A 21,704-nucleotide genomic window follows, 5' to 3' on the forward strand; every position below is an offset into this window, starting at 1 on the left:
ATTTACCAAATAAAACATGCACTATTGCTTGGCTAATAACTGAAAATCCAGCTGTTTCTTTTCCAGGTTAGCGCTTGCGACCTTAATCCTTACCGCATCTCCCAAACGGTATGTCTTATTTGTTCTTCTGCCGGTAATACAATAATTGGCATCATCAAACACGTAAAAATCATCATCCAGGTCACGCAGCGGAACCATCCCCTCACATTTATTCTCTTCCAGTTCTACATATATTCCCCATTCGGTAACGCCTGAGATAACACCGTCAAACTCTTCCCCAAGCTTGTCTTTCATAAACTCCACCTGCTTATATTTTATGGATGAGCGTTCGGCCTGAGCAGCCAGTTGTTCCATATCGGAACTGTGCTGACACATGTCCTCATACTGTTCTTCATTTACACTGCGCCCACCATTCATGTAACGATCCAGAAGCCGGTGAACCATCATATCCGGATAACGTCGGATGGGTGAGGTAAAGTGTGAATAATACTTGAATGCCAGTCCGTAATGCCCGATATTGAATGTAGAATACTCAGCCTTTGCCATAGAACGGATCGCAATGGTTTCTATCAGATTTTGTTCCGATTTACCTTTAACCTTGGTAAGTACCTCATTTAAAGAAGCAGATATGCTTTCCTCACTGGCTGCATTAATTTTGTATCCAAATTTCTTTATAAACTGTCTGAAGGTATCAAATTTATCCGGCAATGGTTTGTCGTGAATCCTGTAAACAAATGTTTTGGCCTTCTTCCCTTTCGGAACTTTACCAATAAATTCAGCGACAGTACGGTTTGCCAGCAGCATGAATTCCTCTATTAACTGATTGGAATCCTTGGGCTCTTTAAAAAAGACCCGCAATGGCTTACCATGTTCGTCAATTTCAAACTTCACCTCGGATCGTTCAAAATTAATGGCACCATTAGCAAATCGTTTACTCCTTAATTTCTTAGCAAGACTGTTCAGTATCTTCAACTCCTGTTCAAAATCACCCGGTTTTCCCTCGAGGATATCCTGAGCCTCTTCATATGTAAAACGGCGATCCGAATTAATAACGGTTCTGCCTATCCAGCTATCTTTCACTTCGGCATTTTCGTCCATTTTGAACACAGCTGAAAATGTCAGTTTTTCTTCATTCGGCCGCAGGGAACATATGTTATTGGATAAGCGTTCCGGCAGCATCGGAACAACCCTGTCTACCAGATAAACAGATGTTGCTCTTTTATAGGCTTCATTTTCCAGTAAGGTTTTGGGTCGGACATAATGAGTTACATCAGCAATGTGAACGCCAACTTCCCATAAACCATCTTCGAGTTTCTTAATTGAGAGTGCATCATCAAAATCCTTTGCATCCCATGGATCAATAGTAAACGTCGTGGTCTTTCTGAAATCCCGCCGCTTTTTTATTTCCTCTGGGTCAATCTGATCACTTATCTTTTCTGCGGCCTGAATAACATTTTCGGGATATTTATGTGGCAATCCGTATTCAGCAAGAATAGCGTGCATCTCCGCATTGTTGTCCCCTACATTTCCAAGCACTTCAATAATCTTCCCAATCGGGTTTTTGGCTTTTTGCGGCCAGTCCACAATACGGGCTATGGCCTTTTGTCCCTGCTTCGCTTCACCCAGTTTATCCAGCGGAATAAAAATATCGTATCCCTGGCGTTTGGTATCAGGCACTAAAAAAGCGAAATTATGCGATACCTCCACTACTCCAACAAAATCGTTTTTGCCCCGCTTGATGATTTCAACGACTTCACCTTCAGGCAGGCGGCGCTTACGTCTGGCGTATACCACAACCTTCACAGTATCGCCATTCAATGCTTTATTTAAAGCGTGATCCGGGATAAACACATCTTCCCCTCCCTCATCAGGAACCAGGTAAGCAGCACCACTTCCATCGCGGGAGAGTGTACCGGTAATAAAAGCACCCTGATTATTAAGCCTGAATCGACCGGTTGAGATTTCATTTAAATGTCCGGCATCAGCTAGTTCTGTCAGTACAACATTCACCAGTTGCTTTTCAGACATGCGTTTCAGATCCAGCTTTTTAGATAGCTGCTTGTAAGTCATAACCTGCTTAGGGGTCTGAATGAATTCATTCATGATTAACCCTGACAGGTTGCGTTTATTGATTTTGGGCTTTTTACCTTTTTGTTTTGGCATAATGTATATTTAATGTATAGTAGCGGAGCAGAAGAAGTGTTGCTAAAGATTACATTCCTGAAGCACACATGGCTTCCACTTCCTCAACAGTAATTGGAATACGTTCACCAAGCAGCTCGCATCCGTTTTCAGTCACCAGAATATCATCTTCCAGCCGAATACCACCAAAATCGCGGTAGAAATTGATTTTATCGAAGTTCAGAAATTCCGCGTTGGTTCCATCTGCCTGCCAGGCATCAATGAGATGTGGTATAAAATAACACCCGGGCTCATTGGTGATCACATAACCGGTTTCCAGTTTCTTTCCTAAGCGAAGACTTTTTAAACCAAACTGCTGGCTGCGCTGTATGGTTTCGTCATAACCAACCAGGTCCTCTCCATAATCTTCCATATCATGCACATCCAGGCCCATATGATGGCCCAGTCCATGAGGGAAAAACAGTGCATGTGCACCTGCTGTCACAGCATCGTCCACATTGCCTTTCATCAATCCCAAATCCTTTAGTCCTGATGCAATAGTTTTCGCTGCAATCAGATGACATTCCCTGTAATATACACCTGCCCTGGTCGCCTCTCTTGCAGCCTCATTAGCGTTCAGAACAATCTGGTATATCTCTTTTTGCTTTTGAGTAAACTTACCACCAACAGGAGTTGTACGTGTATGGTCTGTTGCATAATTCAGAAATGAAGAACAACCGGCATCCACCACCATCAGATCTCCCTGTTTAAGCTCATTCGGATGAACGTGATTATGGAGAATATGACCATTCTTCGTTAGAATTATGGGAAACGAAATTCCTGCAGCATCACTGGCAGCAATGCCCTCGATACGTCCCGCTATCTCACGTTCAAACAATCCCGGCTTAGCCATCTTCATGGCTGTTGTATGCATGGCATAGGCAGTTGGCATAGCACTCCTGATTTCCTCTATTTCAACTGCTTCCTTAACCGAACGCATTTTAATACATGCTTTCAGCAGCTTTTCTGAAACAAAAGTCTCCACTTTATTCGGATGAACATTCAGCAACTCTCCCAGCCAGATTTTACGATCGGCACGGTAAGGTGGTAATATATGAATGCGTTGTCCTTTTTTTAATGCGTTGGCTATCAGCTCGCCGAATGCTTTCATCGGCATATGTTTGGCGCCAACTTTCTGCGCCTTTTCTGCCATGGTTTCCTGCGATCCCATCCACAGAATCATCGTAGATGTAAATTCATCGGCAAAGAAGATATCCTCATTATTGTCCACATCTATTGCGGCTGTCAGACCGCCCTGATCATGGCCAAAGAAATACAGAAAAGTGCTGTCCTGCCTGAATCTGTAGGTGTTATCCTCGTAATTCATTGGCATTTCGTTGTTCCCGGGAAGCAGAATTAACCCACTACCCATCATTTTTTTCAATTGATCTCTCCGATTGACATACACACTTTTCTGAAACATAACTTTATTTTTTTAGCATTTTAAACATATTCAACTCTTGTTCGGTAAGGAAACGCCATTTACCCCGTGGCAGGTTTTTCTTTGTCAGTCCGGCAAAATATACCCTGTCAAGTTTAACCACATCGTACCCAAGATGTTCAAACATGCGCCTTACGACCCGGTTTCTTCCGGAATGGATTTCAATTCCAATCTGCGATTTATCCTCGGCATGAGCATAGCTCACCACATCGGCAGCGATAAAACCATCTTCAAGTTCAAAGCCATCCGCCAGTTGTTGAAGATCATTTTTCGTTACATCCTTGTTCAGGAACACGTGATATATTTTTTTGTGGTTGTACTTTGGATGCGTTAATCGCGCGGATAAATCACCATCGTTAGTCAGCAACAACACGCCGGTTGTGTTTCTGTCCAGCCGTCCGACAGGATAAACGCGTTCCTCACAGGCATTTTTAATCAGGTCGTATACGGTCTTTCTGGCATTAGGATCCTTTAGCGTTGTAACTGTATCCTTAGGTTTATTCAATAATATATACACCTTTTTTTCCGGCTTGATCCGGGTTCCGTCTACCCGAACCTCGTCAGACGGATTGACCCTCACTCCCAGTTCTGTCACCAACTTTCCATTGACTTTTACTAGCCCCTGCTCAATCAGTTTATCTGCCTCACGACGAGAGCAGATTCCTGCCCTTGCAATGTATTGGTTCAGCCTAAGATCCGATTTAGGCATTTTTTTGACAGAACGACTTTTAAAACCACCTTCTCCGGGATCTCTACGAGGTTTATCGAATCTTTCTTTTCTTTTATATTCCCTGCCAGGAGCTCCTTCAGCTCCGTCTTTCTTCCTGTAATCCCTTTTAGGAGCACCACCCTTACCTTCACTGCGCTGAAAATCCTTTTTAGGTGATCCGGCTTGTCCTTCTTTTTTTCTGAAGTCCTTTTTAGGAGAACCATCCCGGCCCCCTTTTCTGCCTCTGTCTGAATAATTTTGTTTCATGGTGCAAAGGTGATAAAAAAACACCAATAAAAACAGATACATAAATCAGGTTCTATTCTTAAAAAGCTTTAATTGTTTGCTCAATATAACTATCAGGACTAAAGTCCATTTTATACCTATCACATTGTAACACGGGGCTTAAGCCCCGTGTTACCTGAAAGACATTAACGTTGGACTTTAGTCCAAATTGAAAAGGAAGTTATTATGCTTTTCAAAAAGCAGTTATCTTTGTTCTTACAGTTTTAAACATGAAGTTGTGATAAAAGTAGAATCCATAACAAAAACATACGGCAAACAGAAAGCTCTTGATGAAGTCTCTTTCTTTATAGGGAAAGGTGAAATTGTTGGATTTCTTGGTCCCAATGGTGCCGGAAAGTCCACAATGATGAAAATACTGACCGGATACATTCAAATGGATTCCGGGAGGGCTGAAATATCAGGAATTGAAGTAAAAAAGGGTGATATTGCTTCGCGGTATAAGATTGGATATCTCCCTGAGAATAATCCGCTTTACACAGATATGTATGTGAGGGAATACCTGCGCTTTGTCGCCGGTTTCTATCCGGTTGATCATATAAATGCAAGGATAGAAGAACTGATTGAGATCACAGGTCTTGCTCCTGAAAGCCATAAAAAAATCGGGGCTTTGTCTAAAGGTTACCGTCAGCGTGTTGGCATCGCTCAGGCACTTATTCCTGATCCGGAGGTACTCATTCTGGATGAACCGACAACAGGGCTTGATCCAAACCAGATTGTTGAAGTCAGAGATCTGATAAAGAACCTGGGGAAAGAGAAAACCGTAATGCTTTCTACCCATATTATGCAGGAAGTACAGGCTATTTGCGAACGAGCCATCATCATCAACAAAGGCAAAATTGTAGCGGATGCTCCGGTAAGTAAGTTAAGTCAGCAATTGAACAAGAGTTTCAACATCAGAGTAGAATTTGAAGATCCCATTGATGAGGCAAAACTTCGGGCTATTGGCTCTGTTCTGCAGATAGAAACTTCCGTATCTGTATATAACATTAAAGCCAGCAACGATATCCGAAAAGAAATATCGAGACTGGCTGCCGACAATGACTGGCTAATTCTGTCTATGTCGCTTGAGAAATCTTCCCTGGAGGATGTATTCAGAGAACTGACGAAATAAAAACACGGTTTACTTATCCAACCGAACCAGGTTAGCTTCCAACGACACTTTAACGTCTTTACTTATGGCCTTTGAAACGGGACAATTCTCCTTGGCTTCATTGGCATATTTCAAAAACATCTCAAGCGCCAGCTCAGGAACATTCCCCATCGTTGTCAGAACAATTTCCTTGATAGCAAAACCATCGCCTTCTTCCTTCAGATTAACCGATGCAGTGGTTTCGATGCTAGCAACTTTATAACCGTGAGATGACAAAATATTGCTTAGTGCCATGGAAAAACAACCGGCATGAGCTGCACCAATCAGTTCTTCAGGAGTGGTTCCTGAACCTCCCATAAACCTGGAATTAAATGAATAAGGTGATATGTGCCCTGATGATTCCAACCGGATCAACCCGCTTCCCTTTTTCAAATCTCCTTCCCACTGTGCAAAACCTTTACTTATCATTACTTTTTGTTTTAGGTTAATAATATCAAATACTTACTTTAAGTAAAACAATGCAAAGACATATACCTTTCATTGCATTAACAGTTATTTCATTTGTTTAACAGCTCTTTTTCAATTATTTGATCCTAATTGTTTTAACTTGATACTTTCAAATTAAGGGAGTTGAGTGAACCAATAATTTTGGTTTAAAGATTTCCGTTATTCCACATTTCATTATGTGAATGTGTTTAATGTTAAACTTAAAAACATTGTATTATGCAACCACTTTATGAGCAGACTTGTATTCATCGTGCAGAGTTATTGGAAGAGATCATAGTAAAGGAATATTATTCAATGCTTACCTCGGGCTGGGTCATCGAAGACAGTAATAAACTGGTAAAAACGTATCCCTTTACGGAATACGGTCCCTCCGTTGTTTTTGTAGATAAAATCGCAGAATTAGCACAGCAGCAGAATCATCATCCCGATATTCTTTTGGGGTTTAAGAAGGTTACAATAAGCTTAACAACCCATAGTGCGTCAGGATTAACAGCCAATGATTTCATTATGGCTGCAAAAATTGACAGAATCTGATAGGACAACTTTAAATTTTGGTTCACCCGATATTTCATAGCAAAATCTGTAACAAAATCCGTTTTTGTACGTAATAACTGTACAATCCCACGGTTAATTAATTGATTTATCATGAAAACATCTTTAGCTATAGTTTTTGTTGTGGCAATTTTTATAGTTGGCAACTACGTTACAACAGATGATGTAATGAGTCAGCAGATTGACGAAACGTTTAACAACATCAATGCTGTAGAGGTAAACGGATCCTTTATGAATGTGGAAGTTGAAAGTCACGATGCCGATAATGTGCATCTTTGGGGTGAACTGACAACCAAAAAAGCAGGTGACGATTCAAAAATCCTTTATGAAGTAAAGGGCGGGACTTTGTCTGTATGGGTTGAAAAGGATAACAAAATGTTTCAGAACATTTCCGGCCACCTGAAACTTGAAGTTCCTAAGTATATTCGTGTAAAGGTTAATAACTCATCCGGAAGTATTACTGCAAGAAACTTAAAAAACGACAAACTGGGCTTAACCTCAAGTTCAGGAAGTATTCATGCTGAAGGCCTGCAGGGCAAGATGAATGTTTCAGCAAGTTCCGGCAGCATTTCACTTTCAGGTATTGAAGGAGAACTTGATGTTACAACCAGTTCCGGGAGCATAAAAGTATACGATGCAGAAGGTAATATCAGTGCCAGATCATCCAGTGGGAGCCAGGTGTTTGAAGACATAGAAGGAAAAATAAGAACCAACGCATCGTCAGGTTCTTTACGTTTTAATTCTGTTGAAGGAAAGATCAGCGCCGTAACAAGTTCTGGAAGCATCAGGGTAACTGATTTTGAAGGCGCTTTGAACCTGACATCGTCAAGCGGCAGCCAATCCGGACAAAATGTTCAGCTTAAAGCAGATTCAGAATTCCACTCTGTTTCGGGAAGCATAACCATGAACCTCGATAATAATGCCGATGATTTTACATTTGATTTGAGAGCCACATCGGGAAGTCTGAAAGCTTTTGGAAGCAGCGGCAGTAAAACCCTTAAAACCGGTGACGGCGTCATTATGGTCCGCGGTTCAAGTTCTTCGGGATCGCAGCGGTATAATTAGAACCACTTATTACTCGTCCAGAAGCTTTTGTATTTCAGAATATAATATCTCCTTTTTTGAAGGTCTTGGAGCATCAAAATTAATGATATCCCCATCTTTATTCACCAGGAGATAAGTTGGTATTCCATACAATCTGTTTTCACTGTAATTGTTTTTATATAACTGCCAGAAACCATCCTTATAGCATTCATTTGAAATCAGGATATTTACGCCTTTCAATCGATTTTTAAAAACTAATTCTTCCCAAAGTTTTTCATTGGCTTTGTCTCTGGTTTTACCATACCTTGAACACATATATAAATATACAACCGAATCATTCCTAAACCGTTGCTTTAAATCGTCCAGATATTGAAATTCATTCAGACAGGGGCCACACTTTGTTCCCCAAATATCAACATATACCACCTTATTCTTAAAGACTCCCAAATTAAGAATCTTATCAATATCTCCGTATTGATTGAGTGTGTCATTAATCATTATAAACTCACCTTTGTTGTCTTGCGAATAGGCATTTAGAGAAAACAGGATGAACAGGATAATGGTTTGGAATTTCATGATTTCTTATAATTTAACCTAATTGAACTATTTTTGAATCAGCTTCTCAAATATTCTGGTAAAGTAATTTTATGTTACTCCTTTTCAGGAACAAAATTGAGATATGGAAAATTCCGTTGCATTTCAGTCAATTACTTATTTAATTCACCTGCAACCATAACCAATTTCATTAACTCCTCTTTATTAACAGAAGATGGTCTCACATTAAAGCCTGGAATGTATTTACCTTTAGGATCGATAAAAGCATAAGTTGGATAACCACTTGCTGAAAATAAATTTAATAGATCCTGAACAATTCCGGCATCTAAAAAAATATGTGTCCCACTTAGTTGGTATTCTGCAATTTTTGATTTCCATTTCTCAATATTTGAACTTCTTGTTGTACAGATATAAATAAATTCAACCGGCATGTTCTTCATTTCATTATGCAGTTGTGTACTTAATGGCATTTCTCTGATGCAAGGATCACACCAGGTAGCCCAGATATCAATAATTAATGATTTGCCTTTAAACTTAGCTGATATATTTTGTAATAGTTGATCTGCCTTAATCTTATCTGTAGAGTATAAATCGGCTCCCCATGGAAAGGTTTTTATTGGAGTTCCAATCGTCGCATCCGATTCTAATTCCTTTCCTTTATTTAAATAATCATTAATTTTTTCAACATTAGCTACAGTCATGTCATAATCCTTCTGTACAACATTTATACACCATTCTGTTTGCATGTTTTGCAAAAGAAACTCAAGCAAAACCTTATGCTGCTTTGGATCTTTACTGCTAATATGTAGTTTTAGCAAATCTGACTTTGGTTTACTATATAAGCTATCATACAAAAAGGCTTTATTTACCTCACGTGATATTTCCATTGTATCTCCTAAAAATTTCAATGCTTTATGTACTAAAGTTCCATAAAGTAGCCAATCAGGATTATCCAACTGATCGTTTTTTGTTTTTAATTCAATCGCAGAATCAATTAATAACTTCTGATCAGGCGTGAGCTTAGAATACTTTTCAAAACCCGTGAAATCAACTCTTTGAGGAAATGAAGTAAAATACAACCCTAAGTTATTATAAAAACTCATGCCTTTATTTGACATTAAACATGGCCTATGCTGGTTTAGTTGTTTCCATACTTCTTCATCTATTTTTTGACCCCGTGACTGTCTTAAAATACCTTCATAATACTCTGATTGGCGTTCATTTTTTACGAGCCATGCATATTCCGATGGATTTTCTTTAATATAATTATCATCAATAGCTTCCAGCTCTAAGAAAACACTTTCATAGCCACTCTCAAGATTTATTTTTCGTAATTTACTTTGGACGTCAAGTTGTTGCCTTCTTTGGTAAATCACATGGTTATTCATAAAGCTTGTTAGTTCTCCATCAGATCCTAAGAAGCGAACACCTTCTCCATTAAATCGCACCATCCCCTTTTCTTTAATGAGCCTCGCGTCAAGTTCAATATATAAATCCGTATTTACATATAAACCTGCATAGATTAATGGATCAATCCTGAACCAGACCTGCTGATTCGGAAACGCGTAATCCAAATCCAGTTCAAAAGTTCCGTCAGGATTTAGCTGACTTGTTTTAGCCGTTTGTAATTCGTAAAAAGGAGTTACTATGGAATACTTAATCGTCCAGTCTTTGAGTTCTTCAGGACCTGCATTTAATACTTTCCCTTTTACAACAGGAACATCTTTATTGAAAAAATATGTATTAAATGCCTCTTCTTCAAACGAAAGTGCATTTTCTGACATTTGACCGTTAAGCATGAGCGGCACAAACAACAGCGTTAATAATAACTGTGATTTAATTTTCATGTTTTTACAGTAATTTATTCAACAGGCTGTCTCACTTCTAAAAACAATAGATTCAGTTTATTCCTTAACCCAAATCTCATCCACCAAAGACGGACGGGTCAGCAGCCTGGCTTCATCGTCATTAACTGACATAAACGGGCTGATGTATAACCCATAAAAATGCAATGTATCCCCTTGAATTTTTATAGTGTATAGATTTGAAAACCGACTTAGATGTCCATTATTGTCTTTGTGCACAGTAACCAAAAGCGAATCATTGATCACAGCATAATCGCCCTGATTATACACCCATAACCGATCACCTGAAATGGCTTTCGATTCAAATTTACCGTGTTTCATGGTTACTTTTCGTAAATCATAATTTTTAGGATTAGTTTGGCTGGTAATTATCCAGGTACCTTTTATCTCCTTCTCCAGGGCCATCCTGCCTGCACTGCATGATACAAGGATTACAAACAAGCAATAAAAAATAATTTTTTTCATGAGATTTGATTTAATATTATACTTAATTAATTCCTATTTGAATGCAAAATTTTTATTGTTTTTTCGTTTAAAGTTCTGACTTATTTCCGCCCAGTTATGCTTACGAATCCATACTTCATCTAAAAATTCTGACTTATAATTGTTATTCCCATAAGATTTTAAGTAATAACCATAAAACCTTAAGGTATCATTCTTAATTTTGTAATTGTACAAATTGGCAGAATTGCCAAGGTTTCCTCCCATATTGAAATGTCGTGTTGTAAACGTATGATCCTTATTTAAAAAATATTTACCTGAATTATATAGAGATCCATCTCTGTTGAAACTTATAAAATTTGAATCATCATCAAATTTCAGGTACCTTGTTGAACCGTTTTCAATAAAATAATCACCATAATAGTTCCCTGCAAATTCCCAGTATCCTTCAATTTCAGATCTTCCATCAGTCTTATGAGACATAAAGGGCTTTGATGCAATCAACAATGCAACAGTAATAAGCAAAACAGAAGTACGAACAACAACACGATCAGTTTTAATCAGACCATGCTTTTTGTCTGGTTTTGCATTATTAATAATCGTAATTCTGTTTTCAGTCAATAAATTTTCATCCAGATCAAGAGTACTAAGAATTATACGTATCGTATAAGGCCTTGGATTTACCTTTCCTGATTCTATGCGCTGGAGCGTTCTCACACTTATATTGCATCTTTCAACCAACTCCTCCTGAGTAAGTCCGCTTGTTTTACGTAATTCTGTAATCCTCTCACCAAGTTCGGGTTGCTTCAACATTAGGATTTTCTTTTAAAGTTAATAAGTTGATCCTTAAGATCATAAAAAAACATAATGAAAAAACCCGACATTTACCCGACAATTTCATACACGCCTCATTATGTGTGAATTAAAACATTTTAGTCGTTGCAGAATTATTCCCGTATATTTGTATCACATCACATTTAAAATACACCTAATGATTGCAACACTTGTCCATATCTGGGTAAAAAAAGAATACTTAAGTGCATTTATGAAAGCCTCCGAAGTAAATCATCTTGCTTCTGTTAAAGAAAAAGGAAACATGCGCTTTGATATCTTACAGGACAAAGCCGATCCGCTTAAATTTACATTTTACGAAGCCTATATTTCGGAAGAAGCTGCAGCAGCTCACAAAGAAACTGCACATTATAAAACATGGCGTGATACCGTGGCTGACTGGATGGCAAAACCCCGCGAAGGCGTTAAACACAAGATTTTACTTCCTGAAAATCCATAAGTCTTATGATCGATCCTTTTGTATTTGCCAAACTTCCCCAAATATTATTCGGACCGGGAAAGCTGACCGAACTTAAGAAGGTGATTGTACCTTTCGGTTCAAACATCCTGTTTATTACCGGAGGAAAATCCTTCCACGCCTCAAAACAATATGCCGGACTTATCGCTCCTATTCTGAAAAGCAATTCAGCATATCTTGAACCAATATCCGGCGAACCATCCCCGGCGATGATAGACGCAATTACAGAGGCTTATACCGATAAAGACATTAATGTTGTTGTTGCCATTGGTGGAGGAAGTGTGATGGATGCAGGAAAAGCGATTTCAGCCATGCTTGCGGTCAACGGGAAAATAACAGATTATCTCGAAGGTGTGGGACATCTGAATCCCAACGGGAAAAAAATACCATTCATTGCCGTTCCAACCACCTCGGGTACCGGAAGTGAGACGACTAAAAATGCTGTAATTTCTCAGATTGGAAAAGATGGCTTTAAAAAGTCGCTGCGCCACGATAACTATGTTCCAGATGTAGCCATTATTGATCCTGAGTTGATCCTGAGCTGTCCGCCAAACGTAACCGCTGCCAGTGGAATGGATGCCTTTACGCAACTTTTAGAAGCCTATCTGTCACCAACGTGCGATGAAATGACCTCGTCGCTAATACTTTCCGGTTTAAAGGCCATTAAACGTTCCCTTGTTGCTGTGTTTACCGAAGGTGAAAATCTGAAAGCCAGAACCGATATGGCTTATGCGGCAATGATCTCAGGTATTGCTTTAGCCAATGCAGGACTGGGCACCATTCACGGCTTTGCATCCCCTATAGGTGCTTATTTTGACATCCCTCACGGCGTAGTTTGCGGAACTTTAATGGCAGCCAATAATAAATTTACCGTTGCCGGATTACGCGCAGAAAATAAACAGGATGCGCTTAAAAAATATCTTACAGTTTCAAATATCTTCTTGGATTCCAATGCTCCAACAGACAAAAAGATTGACCTGTTCATTGAACAGCTTTATGCCATAACAGAACAGCTGCGGATTCCAACGCTTGGTGAATTTGGAATTACAACCAATGACATTGAAAAAATTGTATCCGGATCCGGGAATAAAAATAATCCGGTGAAATTTGATGCAGAATCAATGGCTTCCATTTTAAAGGAACGACTTTAAAAAGACTCATCCGTTGGTCTGATTCCAACGAATGAGTCTTATTCTACGTACCTGATATTAATCTGTTTTCTTTTAACTCAAGAGAAAATTTATTGGTAACATATAGCTGACCCGCACATTTTTACCCCGTTGTTTTCCAGGGCTCCATTTAGGCATAGCTTTAATTAATCTCACTGCTTCCTTATCCAGCAATTGATCGACACTCCGTACAACCTTAATGTTATCTACAGTACCATCCTTTTCCACAATAAAATTGACATATACCTTCCCCTGAATCTTATTCTTTTGGGCTTCAACAGGATAATCCAGATTATCCGAAATAAATTTCATCATAGCATCACTTCCTCCAGGAAACTCCGGCATTTGTTCGACAATCTGAAAAACCACATTCTCATCCACTGCAGGTTTGTCCTCAATAATGGTTAGTTTTTCACTCTTTGATTTTCCATCGTTTAAAACAAAATTAATGGGCAACATGAAGCTAACCCGAACCATCTTTCCTCTCTGAACACCTGGTTTCCAGTTTGGCATCGCTTTTATAACCCTTACGGCTTCCTTGTCCAATGACGGATCAACACCTCTTTTAACTTCTATATTAGATAAAGATCCATCTTCTTCAACAATGAAGTTAATATATACCCGTCCCTGAATACCGTTTTTCTTGGCAACATCAGGATAGTGAATATTCTGATTCAGGTATTTCATCATAGCGGCTTCTCCTCCCGGAAACTGAGGCATTTTTTCAACAATCTGAAAAACAACTGGTTTACCAGGTGCAACCACTTCTATTTCATCCATTTTGTTTCCGGTACTCTCTAAGTCTATCGTCACACTTTTTAATCCTACAAAACTAATAACCAATGCCTTATCAGATTCTTCCAACACGTTAGACGTGATCTTTAATATAAAGCGACCTGTCATATCTGTAACAGTCCCTAAGGTGTTGCCTTTTAAGATTACTGAAGCTCCGGGTATGGGATTACTCTTATGATCCAGAACATTAGCACTTACAATTACGCCATCATCAGTTTTCTCAATCTTTTCGTTCTTAACAATCATATCTCCGGCAACGATACTTGCTCCATCGGTCACCTCTTTCTTACCGTTATCCAACGCGAAATTTATGGGCAGATTATACGCCACATTCACAGCTTTACCTCTTTGTTCACCGGGAGTCCATTTCGGCATCCCCTTGACAATTCGTACAGCTTCTGCATCCAGTGCTGGATCAACACCACGAACAACTTTTACATCGCTGACTTCGCCCTTAGTATTAATGATAAAATTCACATACACGCGCCCCTGTATGCCCTTTTCCTGTGCTATTGTTGGATATTTAATGTTCATTGATAAATATTCCATCATTGCCTTTGCCCCCCCAGGATATTCCGGCATCTTTTCCACAATCTGAAATATCTGCCGCTCATCATTCTGTTCAAACGGAGTTGCAGCCGAATTGTCATTATTATTTTCACTTATCAATGGTGCTACTATATCACTTACCGATAATTCAGAAGCAGCCACAAAAAATATTCCGGAGAAAAGCATCAGGCTCAACAGAGCACTTATTAATACACCTTTCTTATTCACTTTAGTTTTCATCATTTTAAATCGTTTTTTTGTTAAGGAATAACTGAAACCGGTACCCAGATCAAACCTGGTTCCCATAACCTGGTACAAAAGAGATCGTTGATAATCAGCCACCGAAACACCACCTTTAAGGACAGCACGATCGGCAATAAATTCATGATTTTCAACAATGGCTTTGCGTAGTAACCATACGAACGGGTTAAACCATTGGACCAGCAATACCAATTCCAGCAGAATCAGGTCGAATGTGTGTTTTTGTTTGACATGAATGGATTCGTGCTGTATTATGCTTTGTATGTCATCGTTCTGCATAAAGCTTTTAGGCACAAATACCGTATTCAGAAAAGAGAATGGCTGGAATATCTTCTCACTCTGTATCAGGTTAATCCCCTGCACTTTTTGCATCATCGTTTTCCGTTGAAGGATCCCGATTTTAGACAGTGCAAAGATTAACCGGATAACAAGCAAGGCTAATCCAACCATATATAACCAGTGAAGACCTGAATGTTGCTGAACTGCAGGAACAACATTCTGCTTCATTAAAGTTCCGTATATATTAACCATATCGAGCATAAAACCGTAATATACCGGCTCTTTTACCGTGGCCATTTCAGGTCGCATCAAGGTGATATGAAACAATGGCAAAACCGAAGTAAATACTAAGGCTACCAGCAGGAACCAACGGTTAAAACCCGGAATATTCCTGTTGCGCAAAAACCCGTAATAAAACAGGGTCAGAATTCCCAGGCTTAAAGCCGATTCAACGATATAATTAATTACGATATTCATACTCATATATTTTAAAGTATCAGGATCAAGAATCAGGTAACATGACTTGCTCAGATTAAATAAAAGCAACGTATACAAGGTTCTTGCTGATTAACGCGGAAATCTTCGCTGATTTTCGCAGAAAAATCATCTTGCGTCTTGTGTCTCAAATCTTTACTTTAATTCCTTTTTGATCTCTTCCATCATCTTCTCGAATGTTTCCAGGTCCATTTTATCTGTTTTTGCAAAAAATGAAACCATGTCTTTAAACGAGTTGCCAAAATAGTTACCAATGAAGTTCTTCATAAACTTTTTGGTGTATTCTGGCTTTGTTATCAACGGAAAATAAAGATAACCTCTGCCAAAAGGCTCATGATCCACAAATCGTTTCTTCTCCAGAATTCGTACTATGGTTGAAACCGTATTGTAAGCCGGTTTTGGTTCCGGTAAATCTTCCAGCACATCATTTACTGTTAGTTTCCCCTTCTCCCAGATGACCTGCATTACCTGTTCTTCTGCTTTCGTTAGTTCTTTCATTTTTAATAGAATCAGGAATCAAGATAAAAGAATCAAGACAGAATAAATTGCTTCTTCTGTTGATTCAAATACAGATTCAATTTTACATTGTGTTATTCATTAATAACGTTACAACTTTCTGTAACCGTTTTATCAAACATTCAACTAAATTCTTAGTTCAAATATACAACTAAATAATTAGTTGCAAAATTTTTCAACTATTTTTTTAGTTTAATTATGTTTTTTTGCTGTAATTCATAATTCAGCTTATATTTATAAGAAAAACGATGAATGACTTTATTCTGTATATCTGGCAGAGTTTTTATGTGACCGTATTTACATTTCTCTTAGCATTTGGGATTCCACTTTTTCTGGCTTTTATTCAGAATTTTATATCCGGCACCAGCGAAAAGCTGAGCAATGACATTTTAGGTGGAACCATTTATAAGGTTTTTGTGGCCAGCATCGGTGTCCCTATACACGAAACAGGACATGCCATTTTTGCGCTGATATTTGGCCACAAAATCACAGAAATCAAGCTGTTCAAAAGAGATACTTCTGATGGACGATTGGGTTATGTAAATCATTCCTACAACAAAAAAAACATATACCAAAACATTGGTAACTTTTTTATAGGTATAGGGCCGGTTATATTCGGAACGCTCATTTTGTATATCCTTTCACGTATTTTATTTTCATATGACCTGAGTGAAAAATTCAGTTCAGACCTGAGTATTTTTGACCAGGTGCGCTTGATTTTTAAAGGAGCCTTTGGCCTTTTGGCAGGTGTCTTCAGTTCCGGTTCATTCTGGAAATCCTTTATCTTTCTTTACCTGGTGTTCGCAATCGGGAATAACATAACATTAAGCAAAGCCGATTTAAAAGGGACGTTCGGAGGCTTATGGATATTGCTTCTTGTTTTATTTATCATCAATTTTGCAACATTATGGCTCACCGATTTTGCTTCGGAGTTTTTGCTTGTTGTTGGTCGCCTGGCCTCAGGATTTTCCCTCATCCTGGGCATTTCCATTGTGTTAAATCTTGTATTTCTGGGTTTGCTGATCGTTTTAAAACGGCTGTTCAACAAATAGCCTACGGCTTCGTCTCAAAAAACGTATACCCATCGTATGTTGGTTTTACAGCTATGTTGGCTATTCTTGAAAAATCATCAGATTTAAACTTATGTTCTTCATCCACCGTTATAACAGCAGGATTTGACTCCAGCACCATTCCTGTGTATAAGTTGCTGATTTCGGGAGTTGTTGTTTTAATTCCTGATGAATAAGAATACATGCATTGGTGATAAACGGGATTAATAACCTCAATATCATCCATACCATTCATATCAAACACGGTTTTCACATGGAGTCCTTCGAGTAAATAAGTAAAATAGCGTCCAATAACGTCAATCGTAGCCGGATTAATAAATTTGTAGACTGTTATTTTTTTGGGTTCCCTTATAATGAATAAATATGGCGTATAATTTTTACTGAAAACATCATAAACCAGATTCACCCTGTCTGTCCGAAGACTGCGGTCGTTCAACCTGTTCTTGTCTTCCTGGCTCAGGGGTTTTTCGTAGCTGCGTTTGCTCAGCATTCCTAAAAGTTCATAATCCAGATTGCCCAAAAATTCAAGCCGCTGGTTTCCGTGTCGGTTCAGCATATCATAAGTACCACTCATTAACCGGGGTTTAAACTCAGGGAAATTACAGTGCAGAAACTGATAATCCTTATTTACCTTCTCCTTGCCATTTCGCTTAATCTCAATTGTTTTTTGCACATTGACCCATGCAGAATAGGTCATTTTCGACTGACTGTTTGCTGATCTGTTATGCGACAAATCAATGAAATATGCAAACTCCTTAACTTCATAGGCTAACTCATTAAGCATTGCCTTGGTATTCTGTATTATTGATATATAATTGGGATTAGGACTTGCTATTACCTTTGTATTTATGAAATAATATTCCCCTTTACGTACCGGTTCTCCAACATTTACCTGAAAGTTATACGCAATAGGGAAAGGCTTTAACGGATCAACACTAAATATTTTTTTTGCCAGGGAAAACTCATCCTCTTTTGCCTTGTCCCATGCCTGTAGCTGAGCAAACATTCCGGATGTTTGGTATGCCACTTCAACACCTGTGGCTTCCAACTTTTCTATGAGTTGCTTTTGCGTGATAATAGCAGCTACTGTTACTTTAAAATCACCATCATCCTTTTCTTCGGAAAGCTTTTTATAGGTTTTAATAAAACCTTTGCTATAGGATAAAACCTCATCTTTTACGATTTCATCATTTTCAATTTTTGTCTCGCTGGAAATTAATGCTCCAACAGCTTCCTCCACGGCATTTCTCAACGCATTTTCCATGGCTTTATCTGAAGTCTCTCCATAGGCCGATGTAATAATTTTCTTTTCCCCGTCGCCTGCAACCAAACGTTCACCTTCGATATCTTCGGTTTCAAGATTGGAAGGGACCTTAAGCTGAGCATACGAAAGAACCGTTACAGAGATAAAGAATACGACTAATAAATATCTTCTCATAATTTTTGCTTTAATTGTTACTAATAACCTCAAATGACCATTTATCGCACGTTATGTTATTAAGTAAATACGTTTTTAATTGTTCTGTTTTATTATAATTGAGCGCTTTAAGCGACAAATACAGGTTTCCGGGAACATAATCTGTGTCAATCCCATTGAATGCACTTATGACAGACATAATAAGTGACTTTTGATAATCTTTTTGTATGCGGTAAACTGCAGCGGATAAAATGATTTTTTCCAGCGTAACTCCGTTAAAATTCACAGCATCGCGTAAACTGATAATGGCACTGTCCTGCTTGTTGTCATTAAATAGCAGTAATGCTTTTTTGTAAATCACATCATTTGAACCAGAAAACAGATGCAGATTTAAAGCTCCGGGATAACGTTGTATGGCACTAAATGCATCAAAAGGTTCCTCTCCTTCGGCATATTCGGATGCAAACAACAAAATATCATCCCAAAGCTCGTCACTTTTTTCAATGTTACTAAGAAATTCTGTGTAATATGCGTCTTTGGCTTCAAACCCATCTGATACTGTTATAAGATCCATTAGAATCAAGCGCTCAGAAAACTGACCTGCTACCTCCTTTTCTGCCAGGAGTTCATATACCAATTGAATTCCAGCCTCAGCTGATCCGAACAGGGTAGATTCAAAAACAGTTCCCGGCTCCAGACCGTAACATTTTGCCATTACCGGCAAAGGAGCGTTTTGCCTGGAAAGAAATCCGGCGTTCATTCTAAGCTGATCCGCAGGAGAAACCGGGCAATATGAAATATACATTTCAGCAGAATAAATATCCCTGGAACTCCTGTATTCCTTTTCGCATAAAGCGTTCAGATCCGGCAAATCTGCCATATCAATTTCTGAAATTTCATATTTTTTTACCGGGCACTCAAATCTGATTTTACGGGCATCACTGTCACCTGTATTTCTTTTAGTTATCAAATCTGAAACTTCAACATTAAATCCCTTTCCGTAATATTTAACGAATAGGGGAAACAGGTCCTGGGTTTTTTGATCCTGAGTATAAGAACGACTAAAGATCAAATACAAACCCATCAGTTCTGCCGACTTTAACCGTGCCTGACTGATTTGTGCAGTAAGCACCCGTGATGAACTAACCGGATCATTAAATACTACATCCGAAAACAACATCGTCCTGCTACTACTAAGCGCATACGTAACACCGTTGTACTCATAATTCAACTGCCCGGTAATTACCGGGCAATTAAAAAACAATAGTAAATATAATATGCTATAACTCTTCCTCTTCACCAGTTACAGTGTAGTTGCTTTTCTTGGTTTTTTGAGGTTGAGCCTGTTGATTGTTACCGTTGGCAGGTTCCGGTTCTGTAAATGTTTCCTTTAATTCATCTGCCCTGGCTGCAATAGTAGGTGACCACATAACCACTACCCCAGCAACATTTTGTTTTGAAACCGGATGAATACCTTTCCACTTCCTTACCATGGTTGTAGGTAAATTCAGTGTGGTTGATTTTGACTGTACCGCCTGTGACCATTTCTGCTGTGAAAAATAGGAATCAGTACCATCTGCATATTGCTGAAATTTTTCAGTTGTTTCACTTACCTCATCAGCAATCATATCTTCAGCCACAAAATTTTTAATGTTATTTACAGCCGAAAGTCTTGCTTTACTGTAAGCTCTGGAGAATTCAGCAGAAGCTCTGGTCCCGCTTGCATTCACCTCTTCCTGCCCAAATCCGTATACAACCATATCACCATTCTGATCGTAAGTAATATAGGTTCCCATTCTGCCGACAAGTTTATCGGGTGTCATACCTAAAATCTTGTCCATCGAATTTGTCGATTTCCCCTGCTTTGCCTGCGAATCATCCCGGTTCTTAATCATGGCTGACAGTGACTGAAACTCCGGTGAATATTTCATACATACCGAAACCTGATAGTCATTATTCCCAGCCTCTCCCTCACAAATACGGACGACTGCACAACCTTTTACCATTCCGGAAACAAAAGAACGGACCGATTCATTATACTTCTGTTCAAACACAGCCTTCTTATTGGATTCGTTCAATTTCTGTATTTCCTCATCCGAAACACCGAGTGCACTCAAAGCTTTATCAAGCGACTTATCCATTACCATTTTGGCCTTTTTCAGCATACCTGCTTTCTTTTTCTGATCCGGATCTTCACCAATTATTTTATCATCGATCATTTCAAATCCTCTACCTGAGGTGATCTGTTCACCTGCCATTCTCAGCAAATTCATTTTAGCAGTCATTTCAGCAATTGAATATGCCACATTTCTTGATAAAATAAATCCCGGCATATTACTAGGCCTGGTAGTAGTTCCTGATGCTATCACATAAATGGAACCATCGCTGTTAATTGCATCCAGACTCTTCCCCTGTCTTGCAAGTGAATTCATAACTGATTCCGTTAATTTATCTTCCGGGAATTCAAGCACTTCTACCTGGACATCCTGTGTCTCAGAAACGGCCTTTGACGCCGCCATATCTCCGGGATTTTGAGCTTTAGCCATCAAAAAAGGCAAAAACGCAAAAAGCAATAATTGTTTTTTCATTTTATTCAATATTTATGGGTTTGTAGATTGCGTAGTAAAACATAGACTTATCATCAGACTTCCAGCTTGCCAGCTTGGACATAGAGTGAATAAATCCTTCTGAATTCTCTTTAATTGTCTGAAAATATGATGTTTTTTCTTCTACTTTCCTTTCGTTACCTTCCGTGGTAACAATTTGCTCTATTACCGCCACAGCTGACGACGTAAAATCAGAACCATTAATCAATACTGCAATTTCTTTTTCAGCTTTAACCTTCCCAATTCGTTCAAGAATGGAACGCGATTGTCCCTTATTTTCCACAAACCCTACACCTACAATATAGGCCTGCCCATCAAAAGGTATAACCTCGGCACCTCCTTCGCTAATCACCGGATGCTTTTTTACAACCTTAATCAATGAATCAGTCTGTGACAATAAGGCTAATGGCAACAAAAACACAAAAAGTGTTGATACGATATATTTCATAATGGATACAATGAGGTGCTGTAAATTTATTAAAAACCCAATGTTTTTATGTTTCAGGTATTTAAAATTATAAGCCGTCTCCTTAATTTATAATCATTA

20 protein-coding genes are annotated in these 21,704 nt (G+C 38.7%); 6 read left to right on the forward strand and 14 right to left on the reverse strand.

Annotated features, from left to right (window positions below; all coding sequences use genetic code 11):
* Window positions 1–21: 21 nt before the first annotated feature.
* Genes rnr through ACE1ET_RS07380 form a run of 3 tightly spaced genes read right to left on the reverse strand, consistent with a single transcriptional unit; the run spans window position 22 to window position 4,598 of the window.
* The gene (gene rnr, locus ACE1ET_RS07370) at window positions 22–2,163 is read right to left on the reverse strand and encodes a ribonuclease R (protein WP_375727734.1); all 2,142 of its coding nucleotides are present in this window, start codon (window positions 2,161–2,163) and stop codon (window positions 22–24) included.
* A gap of 49 nt (window positions 2,164–2,212) precedes the next feature.
* Window positions 2,213–3,604, reverse strand: coding sequence for an aminopeptidase P family protein (locus ACE1ET_RS07375; RefSeq protein WP_375727735.1), 1,392 nt, complete (start codon window positions 3,602–3,604; stop codon window positions 2,213–2,215).
* Between the two features lie 4 nt (window positions 3,605–3,608).
* Window positions 3,609–4,598, reverse strand: a complete 990-nt coding sequence (locus ACE1ET_RS07380) for a pseudouridine synthase (RefSeq protein ID WP_375727736.1) — start codon at window positions 4,596–4,598, stop codon at window positions 3,609–3,611.
* A gap of 256 nt (window positions 4,599–4,854) precedes the next feature.
* On the opposite strand from ACE1ET_RS07380, the gene gldA reads away from it, so the two are divergent.
* Window positions 4,855–5,748 carry a gliding motility-associated ABC transporter ATP-binding subunit GldA gene (gene gldA, locus ACE1ET_RS07385; RefSeq protein WP_375727737.1) on the forward strand — a complete coding sequence of 298 codons (894 nt, stop codon included), beginning with the start codon at window positions 4,855–4,857 and terminating at the stop codon, window positions 5,746–5,748.
* A gap of 9 nt (window positions 5,749–5,757) precedes the next feature.
* Here the strand turns inward: gldA and ACE1ET_RS07390 are convergent, their stop codons facing one another.
* Complete coding sequence (locus tag ACE1ET_RS07390; protein WP_375727738.1) at window positions 5,758–6,195, reverse strand: OsmC family peroxiredoxin; 438 nt, start codon at window positions 6,193–6,195, stop codon at window positions 5,758–5,760.
* A 255-nt stretch (window positions 6,196–6,450) separates the two neighbouring features.
* On the opposite strand from ACE1ET_RS07390, the gene ACE1ET_RS07395 reads away from it, so the two are divergent.
* Both ACE1ET_RS07395 and ACE1ET_RS07400 read left to right on the forward strand, forming a co-directional pair.
* Entirely contained in the window at window positions 6,451–6,768 is a 318-nt protein-coding gene (locus ACE1ET_RS07395; RefSeq protein ID WP_375727739.1) for a 4a-hydroxytetrahydrobiopterin dehydratase, read from the forward strand.
* Between the two features lie 111 nt (window positions 6,769–6,879).
* Window positions 6,880–7,851, forward strand: coding sequence for a DUF4097 family beta strand repeat-containing protein (locus ACE1ET_RS07400; protein WP_375727740.1), 972 nt, complete (start codon window positions 6,880–6,882; stop codon window positions 7,849–7,851).
* A gap of 9 nt (window positions 7,852–7,860) precedes the next feature.
* On the opposite strand, the gene ACE1ET_RS07405 is transcribed toward ACE1ET_RS07400, so the two are convergent.
* From ACE1ET_RS07405 to ACE1ET_RS07420, 4 genes are all read right to left on the reverse strand, one after another.
* The gene (locus ACE1ET_RS07405) at window positions 7,861–8,406 is read right to left on the reverse strand and encodes a TlpA family protein disulfide reductase (RefSeq protein WP_375727741.1); all 546 of its coding nucleotides are present in this window, start codon (window positions 8,404–8,406) and stop codon (window positions 7,861–7,863) included.
* Between the two features lie 131 nt (window positions 8,407–8,537).
* Complete coding sequence (locus tag ACE1ET_RS07410; protein ID WP_375727742.1) at window positions 8,538–10,232, reverse strand: redoxin family protein; 1,695 nt, start codon at window positions 10,230–10,232, stop codon at window positions 8,538–8,540.
* Window positions 10,233–10,289: 57 nt separating this feature from the next.
* A complete protein-coding gene (locus ACE1ET_RS07415) occupies window positions 10,290–10,715 on the reverse strand; it encodes a hypothetical protein (protein WP_375727743.1) in 426 nt (141 codons plus the stop codon).
* A 33-nt stretch (window positions 10,716–10,748) separates the two neighbouring features.
* Window positions 10,749–11,504, reverse strand: coding sequence for a helix-turn-helix domain-containing protein (locus ACE1ET_RS07420; RefSeq protein WP_375727744.1), 756 nt, complete (start codon window positions 11,502–11,504; stop codon window positions 10,749–10,751).
* Window positions 11,505–11,682: 178 nt separating this feature from the next.
* On the opposite strand from ACE1ET_RS07420, the gene ACE1ET_RS07425 reads away from it, so the two are divergent.
* Window positions 11,683–11,982: an antibiotic biosynthesis monooxygenase gene (locus tag ACE1ET_RS07425; RefSeq protein WP_375727745.1), complete on the forward strand. Its 300-nt coding sequence runs from the start codon at window positions 11,683–11,685 to the stop codon at window positions 11,980–11,982.
* Window positions 11,983–11,987: 5 nt separating this feature from the next.
* Window positions 11,988–13,151: an iron-containing alcohol dehydrogenase gene (locus ACE1ET_RS07430; RefSeq protein WP_375727746.1), complete on the forward strand. Its 1,164-nt coding sequence runs from the start codon at window positions 11,988–11,990 to the stop codon at window positions 13,149–13,151.
* Window positions 13,152–13,223: 72 nt separating this feature from the next.
* Here ACE1ET_RS07430 and ACE1ET_RS07435 read toward each other — a convergent pair whose 3' ends face one another.
* Window positions 13,224–15,530, reverse strand: a complete 2,307-nt coding sequence (locus ACE1ET_RS07435) for a TonB family protein (RefSeq protein ID WP_375727747.1) — start codon at window positions 15,528–15,530, stop codon at window positions 13,224–13,226.
* Between the two features lie 153 nt (window positions 15,531–15,683).
* Complete coding sequence (locus ACE1ET_RS07440; RefSeq protein WP_375727748.1) at window positions 15,684–16,046, reverse strand: BlaI/MecI/CopY family transcriptional regulator; 363 nt, start codon at window positions 16,044–16,046, stop codon at window positions 15,684–15,686.
* A 266-nt stretch (window positions 16,047–16,312) separates the two neighbouring features.
* Here ACE1ET_RS07440 and ACE1ET_RS07445 point away from each other — a divergent pair, with 266 nt between their 5' ends.
* Window positions 16,313–17,116 (forward strand): hypothetical protein, encoded by an 804-nt coding sequence (locus ACE1ET_RS07445; protein ID WP_375727749.1) that lies wholly within the window; start codon window positions 16,313–16,315, stop codon window positions 17,114–17,116.
* Between the two features lies 1 nt (window position 17,117).
* On the opposite strand, the gene ACE1ET_RS07450 is transcribed toward ACE1ET_RS07445, so the two are convergent.
* Genes ACE1ET_RS07450 through ACE1ET_RS07465 form a run of 4 tightly spaced genes read right to left on the reverse strand, consistent with a single transcriptional unit; the run spans window position 17,118 to window position 21,605 of the window.
* Entirely contained in the window at window positions 17,118–18,572 is a 1,455-nt protein-coding gene (locus ACE1ET_RS07450; protein ID WP_375727750.1) for a hypothetical protein, read from the reverse strand.
* A 10-nt stretch (window positions 18,573–18,582) separates the two neighbouring features.
* Window positions 18,583–19,851 (reverse strand): hypothetical protein, encoded by a 1,269-nt coding sequence (locus ACE1ET_RS07455; protein WP_375727751.1) that lies wholly within the window; start codon window positions 19,849–19,851, stop codon window positions 18,583–18,585.
* Window positions 19,832–21,139, reverse strand: a complete 1,308-nt coding sequence (locus ACE1ET_RS07460; RefSeq protein ID WP_375727752.1) for a DUF6844 domain-containing protein — start codon at window positions 21,137–21,139, stop codon at window positions 19,832–19,834. The genes ACE1ET_RS07455 and ACE1ET_RS07460 overlap by 20 nt, the downstream gene beginning before the upstream one ends.
* A 1-nt stretch (window position 21,140) precedes the next feature.
* A complete protein-coding gene (locus tag ACE1ET_RS07465) occupies window positions 21,141–21,605 on the reverse strand; it encodes a hypothetical protein (protein WP_375727753.1) in 465 nt (154 codons plus the stop codon).
* Between the last annotated feature and the right edge of the window lie 99 nt (window positions 21,606–21,704).

Origin of the sequence: Quyinboa mangrovi (assembly GCF_042219825.1) — a bacterium.
In the GTDB taxonomy this organism is placed as follows: domain Bacteria; phylum Bacteroidota; class Bacteroidia; order Bacteroidales; family UBA5342; genus JBHJHP01.

Coding starts and splice junctions, on each gene's coding strand:
- ACE1ET_RS07405 (WP_375727741.1), bottom strand. CDS start 8,406: ATGAAATTCCAAACCATTATCCTGTTCATCCTGTTTTCTCTAAATGCC.
- ACE1ET_RS07375 (WP_375727735.1), bottom strand. CDS start 3,604: ATGTTTCAGAAAAGTGTGTATGTCAATCGGAGAGATCAATTGAAAAAA.
- ACE1ET_RS07410 (WP_375727742.1), bottom strand. CDS start 10,232: ATGAAAATTAAATCACAGTTATTATTAACGCTGTTGTTTGTGCCGCTC.
- ACE1ET_RS07440 (WP_375727748.1), bottom strand. CDS start 16,046: ATGAAAGAACTAACGAAAGCAGAAGAACAGGTAATGCAGGTCATCTGG.
- ACE1ET_RS07460 (WP_375727752.1), bottom strand. CDS start 21,139: ATGAAAAAACAATTATTGCTTTTTGCGTTTTTGCCTTTTTTGATGGCT.
- ACE1ET_RS07445 (WP_375727749.1), top strand. CDS start 16,313: ATGAATGACTTTATTCTGTATATCTGGCAGAGTTTTTATGTGACCGTA.
- ACE1ET_RS07395 (WP_375727739.1), top strand. CDS start 6,451: ATGCAACCACTTTATGAGCAGACTTGTATTCATCGTGCAGAGTTATTG.
- ACE1ET_RS07400 (WP_375727740.1), top strand. CDS start 6,880: ATGAAAACATCTTTAGCTATAGTTTTTGTTGTGGCAATTTTTATAGTT.
- ACE1ET_RS07390 (WP_375727738.1), bottom strand. CDS start 6,195: ATGATAAGTAAAGGTTTTGCACAGTGGGAAGGAGATTTGAAAAAGGGA.
- rnr (WP_375727734.1), bottom strand. CDS start 2,163: ATGCCAAAACAAAAAGGTAAAAAGCCCAAAATCAATAAACGCAACCTG.
- ACE1ET_RS07450 (WP_375727750.1), bottom strand. CDS start 18,572: ATGAGAAGATATTTATTAGTCGTATTCTTTATCTCTGTAACGGTTCTT.
- ACE1ET_RS07465 (WP_375727753.1), bottom strand. CDS start 21,605: ATGAAATATATCGTATCAACACTTTTTGTGTTTTTGTTGCCATTAGCC.
- ACE1ET_RS07425 (WP_375727745.1), top strand. CDS start 11,683: ATGATTGCAACACTTGTCCATATCTGGGTAAAAAAAGAATACTTAAGT.
- ACE1ET_RS07380 (WP_375727736.1), bottom strand. CDS start 4,598: ATGAAACAAAATTATTCAGACAGAGGCAGAAAAGGGGGCCGGGATGGT.
- ACE1ET_RS07420 (WP_375727744.1), bottom strand. CDS start 11,504: ATGTTGAAGCAACCCGAACTTGGTGAGAGGATTACAGAATTACGTAAA.
- ACE1ET_RS07415 (WP_375727743.1), bottom strand. CDS start 10,715: ATGAAAAAAATTATTTTTTATTGCTTGTTTGTAATCCTTGTATCATGC.
- ACE1ET_RS07435 (WP_375727747.1), bottom strand. CDS start 15,530: ATGAATATCGTAATTAATTATATCGTTGAATCGGCTTTAAGCCTGGGA.
- ACE1ET_RS07430 (WP_375727746.1), top strand. CDS start 11,988: ATGATCGATCCTTTTGTATTTGCCAAACTTCCCCAAATATTATTCGGA.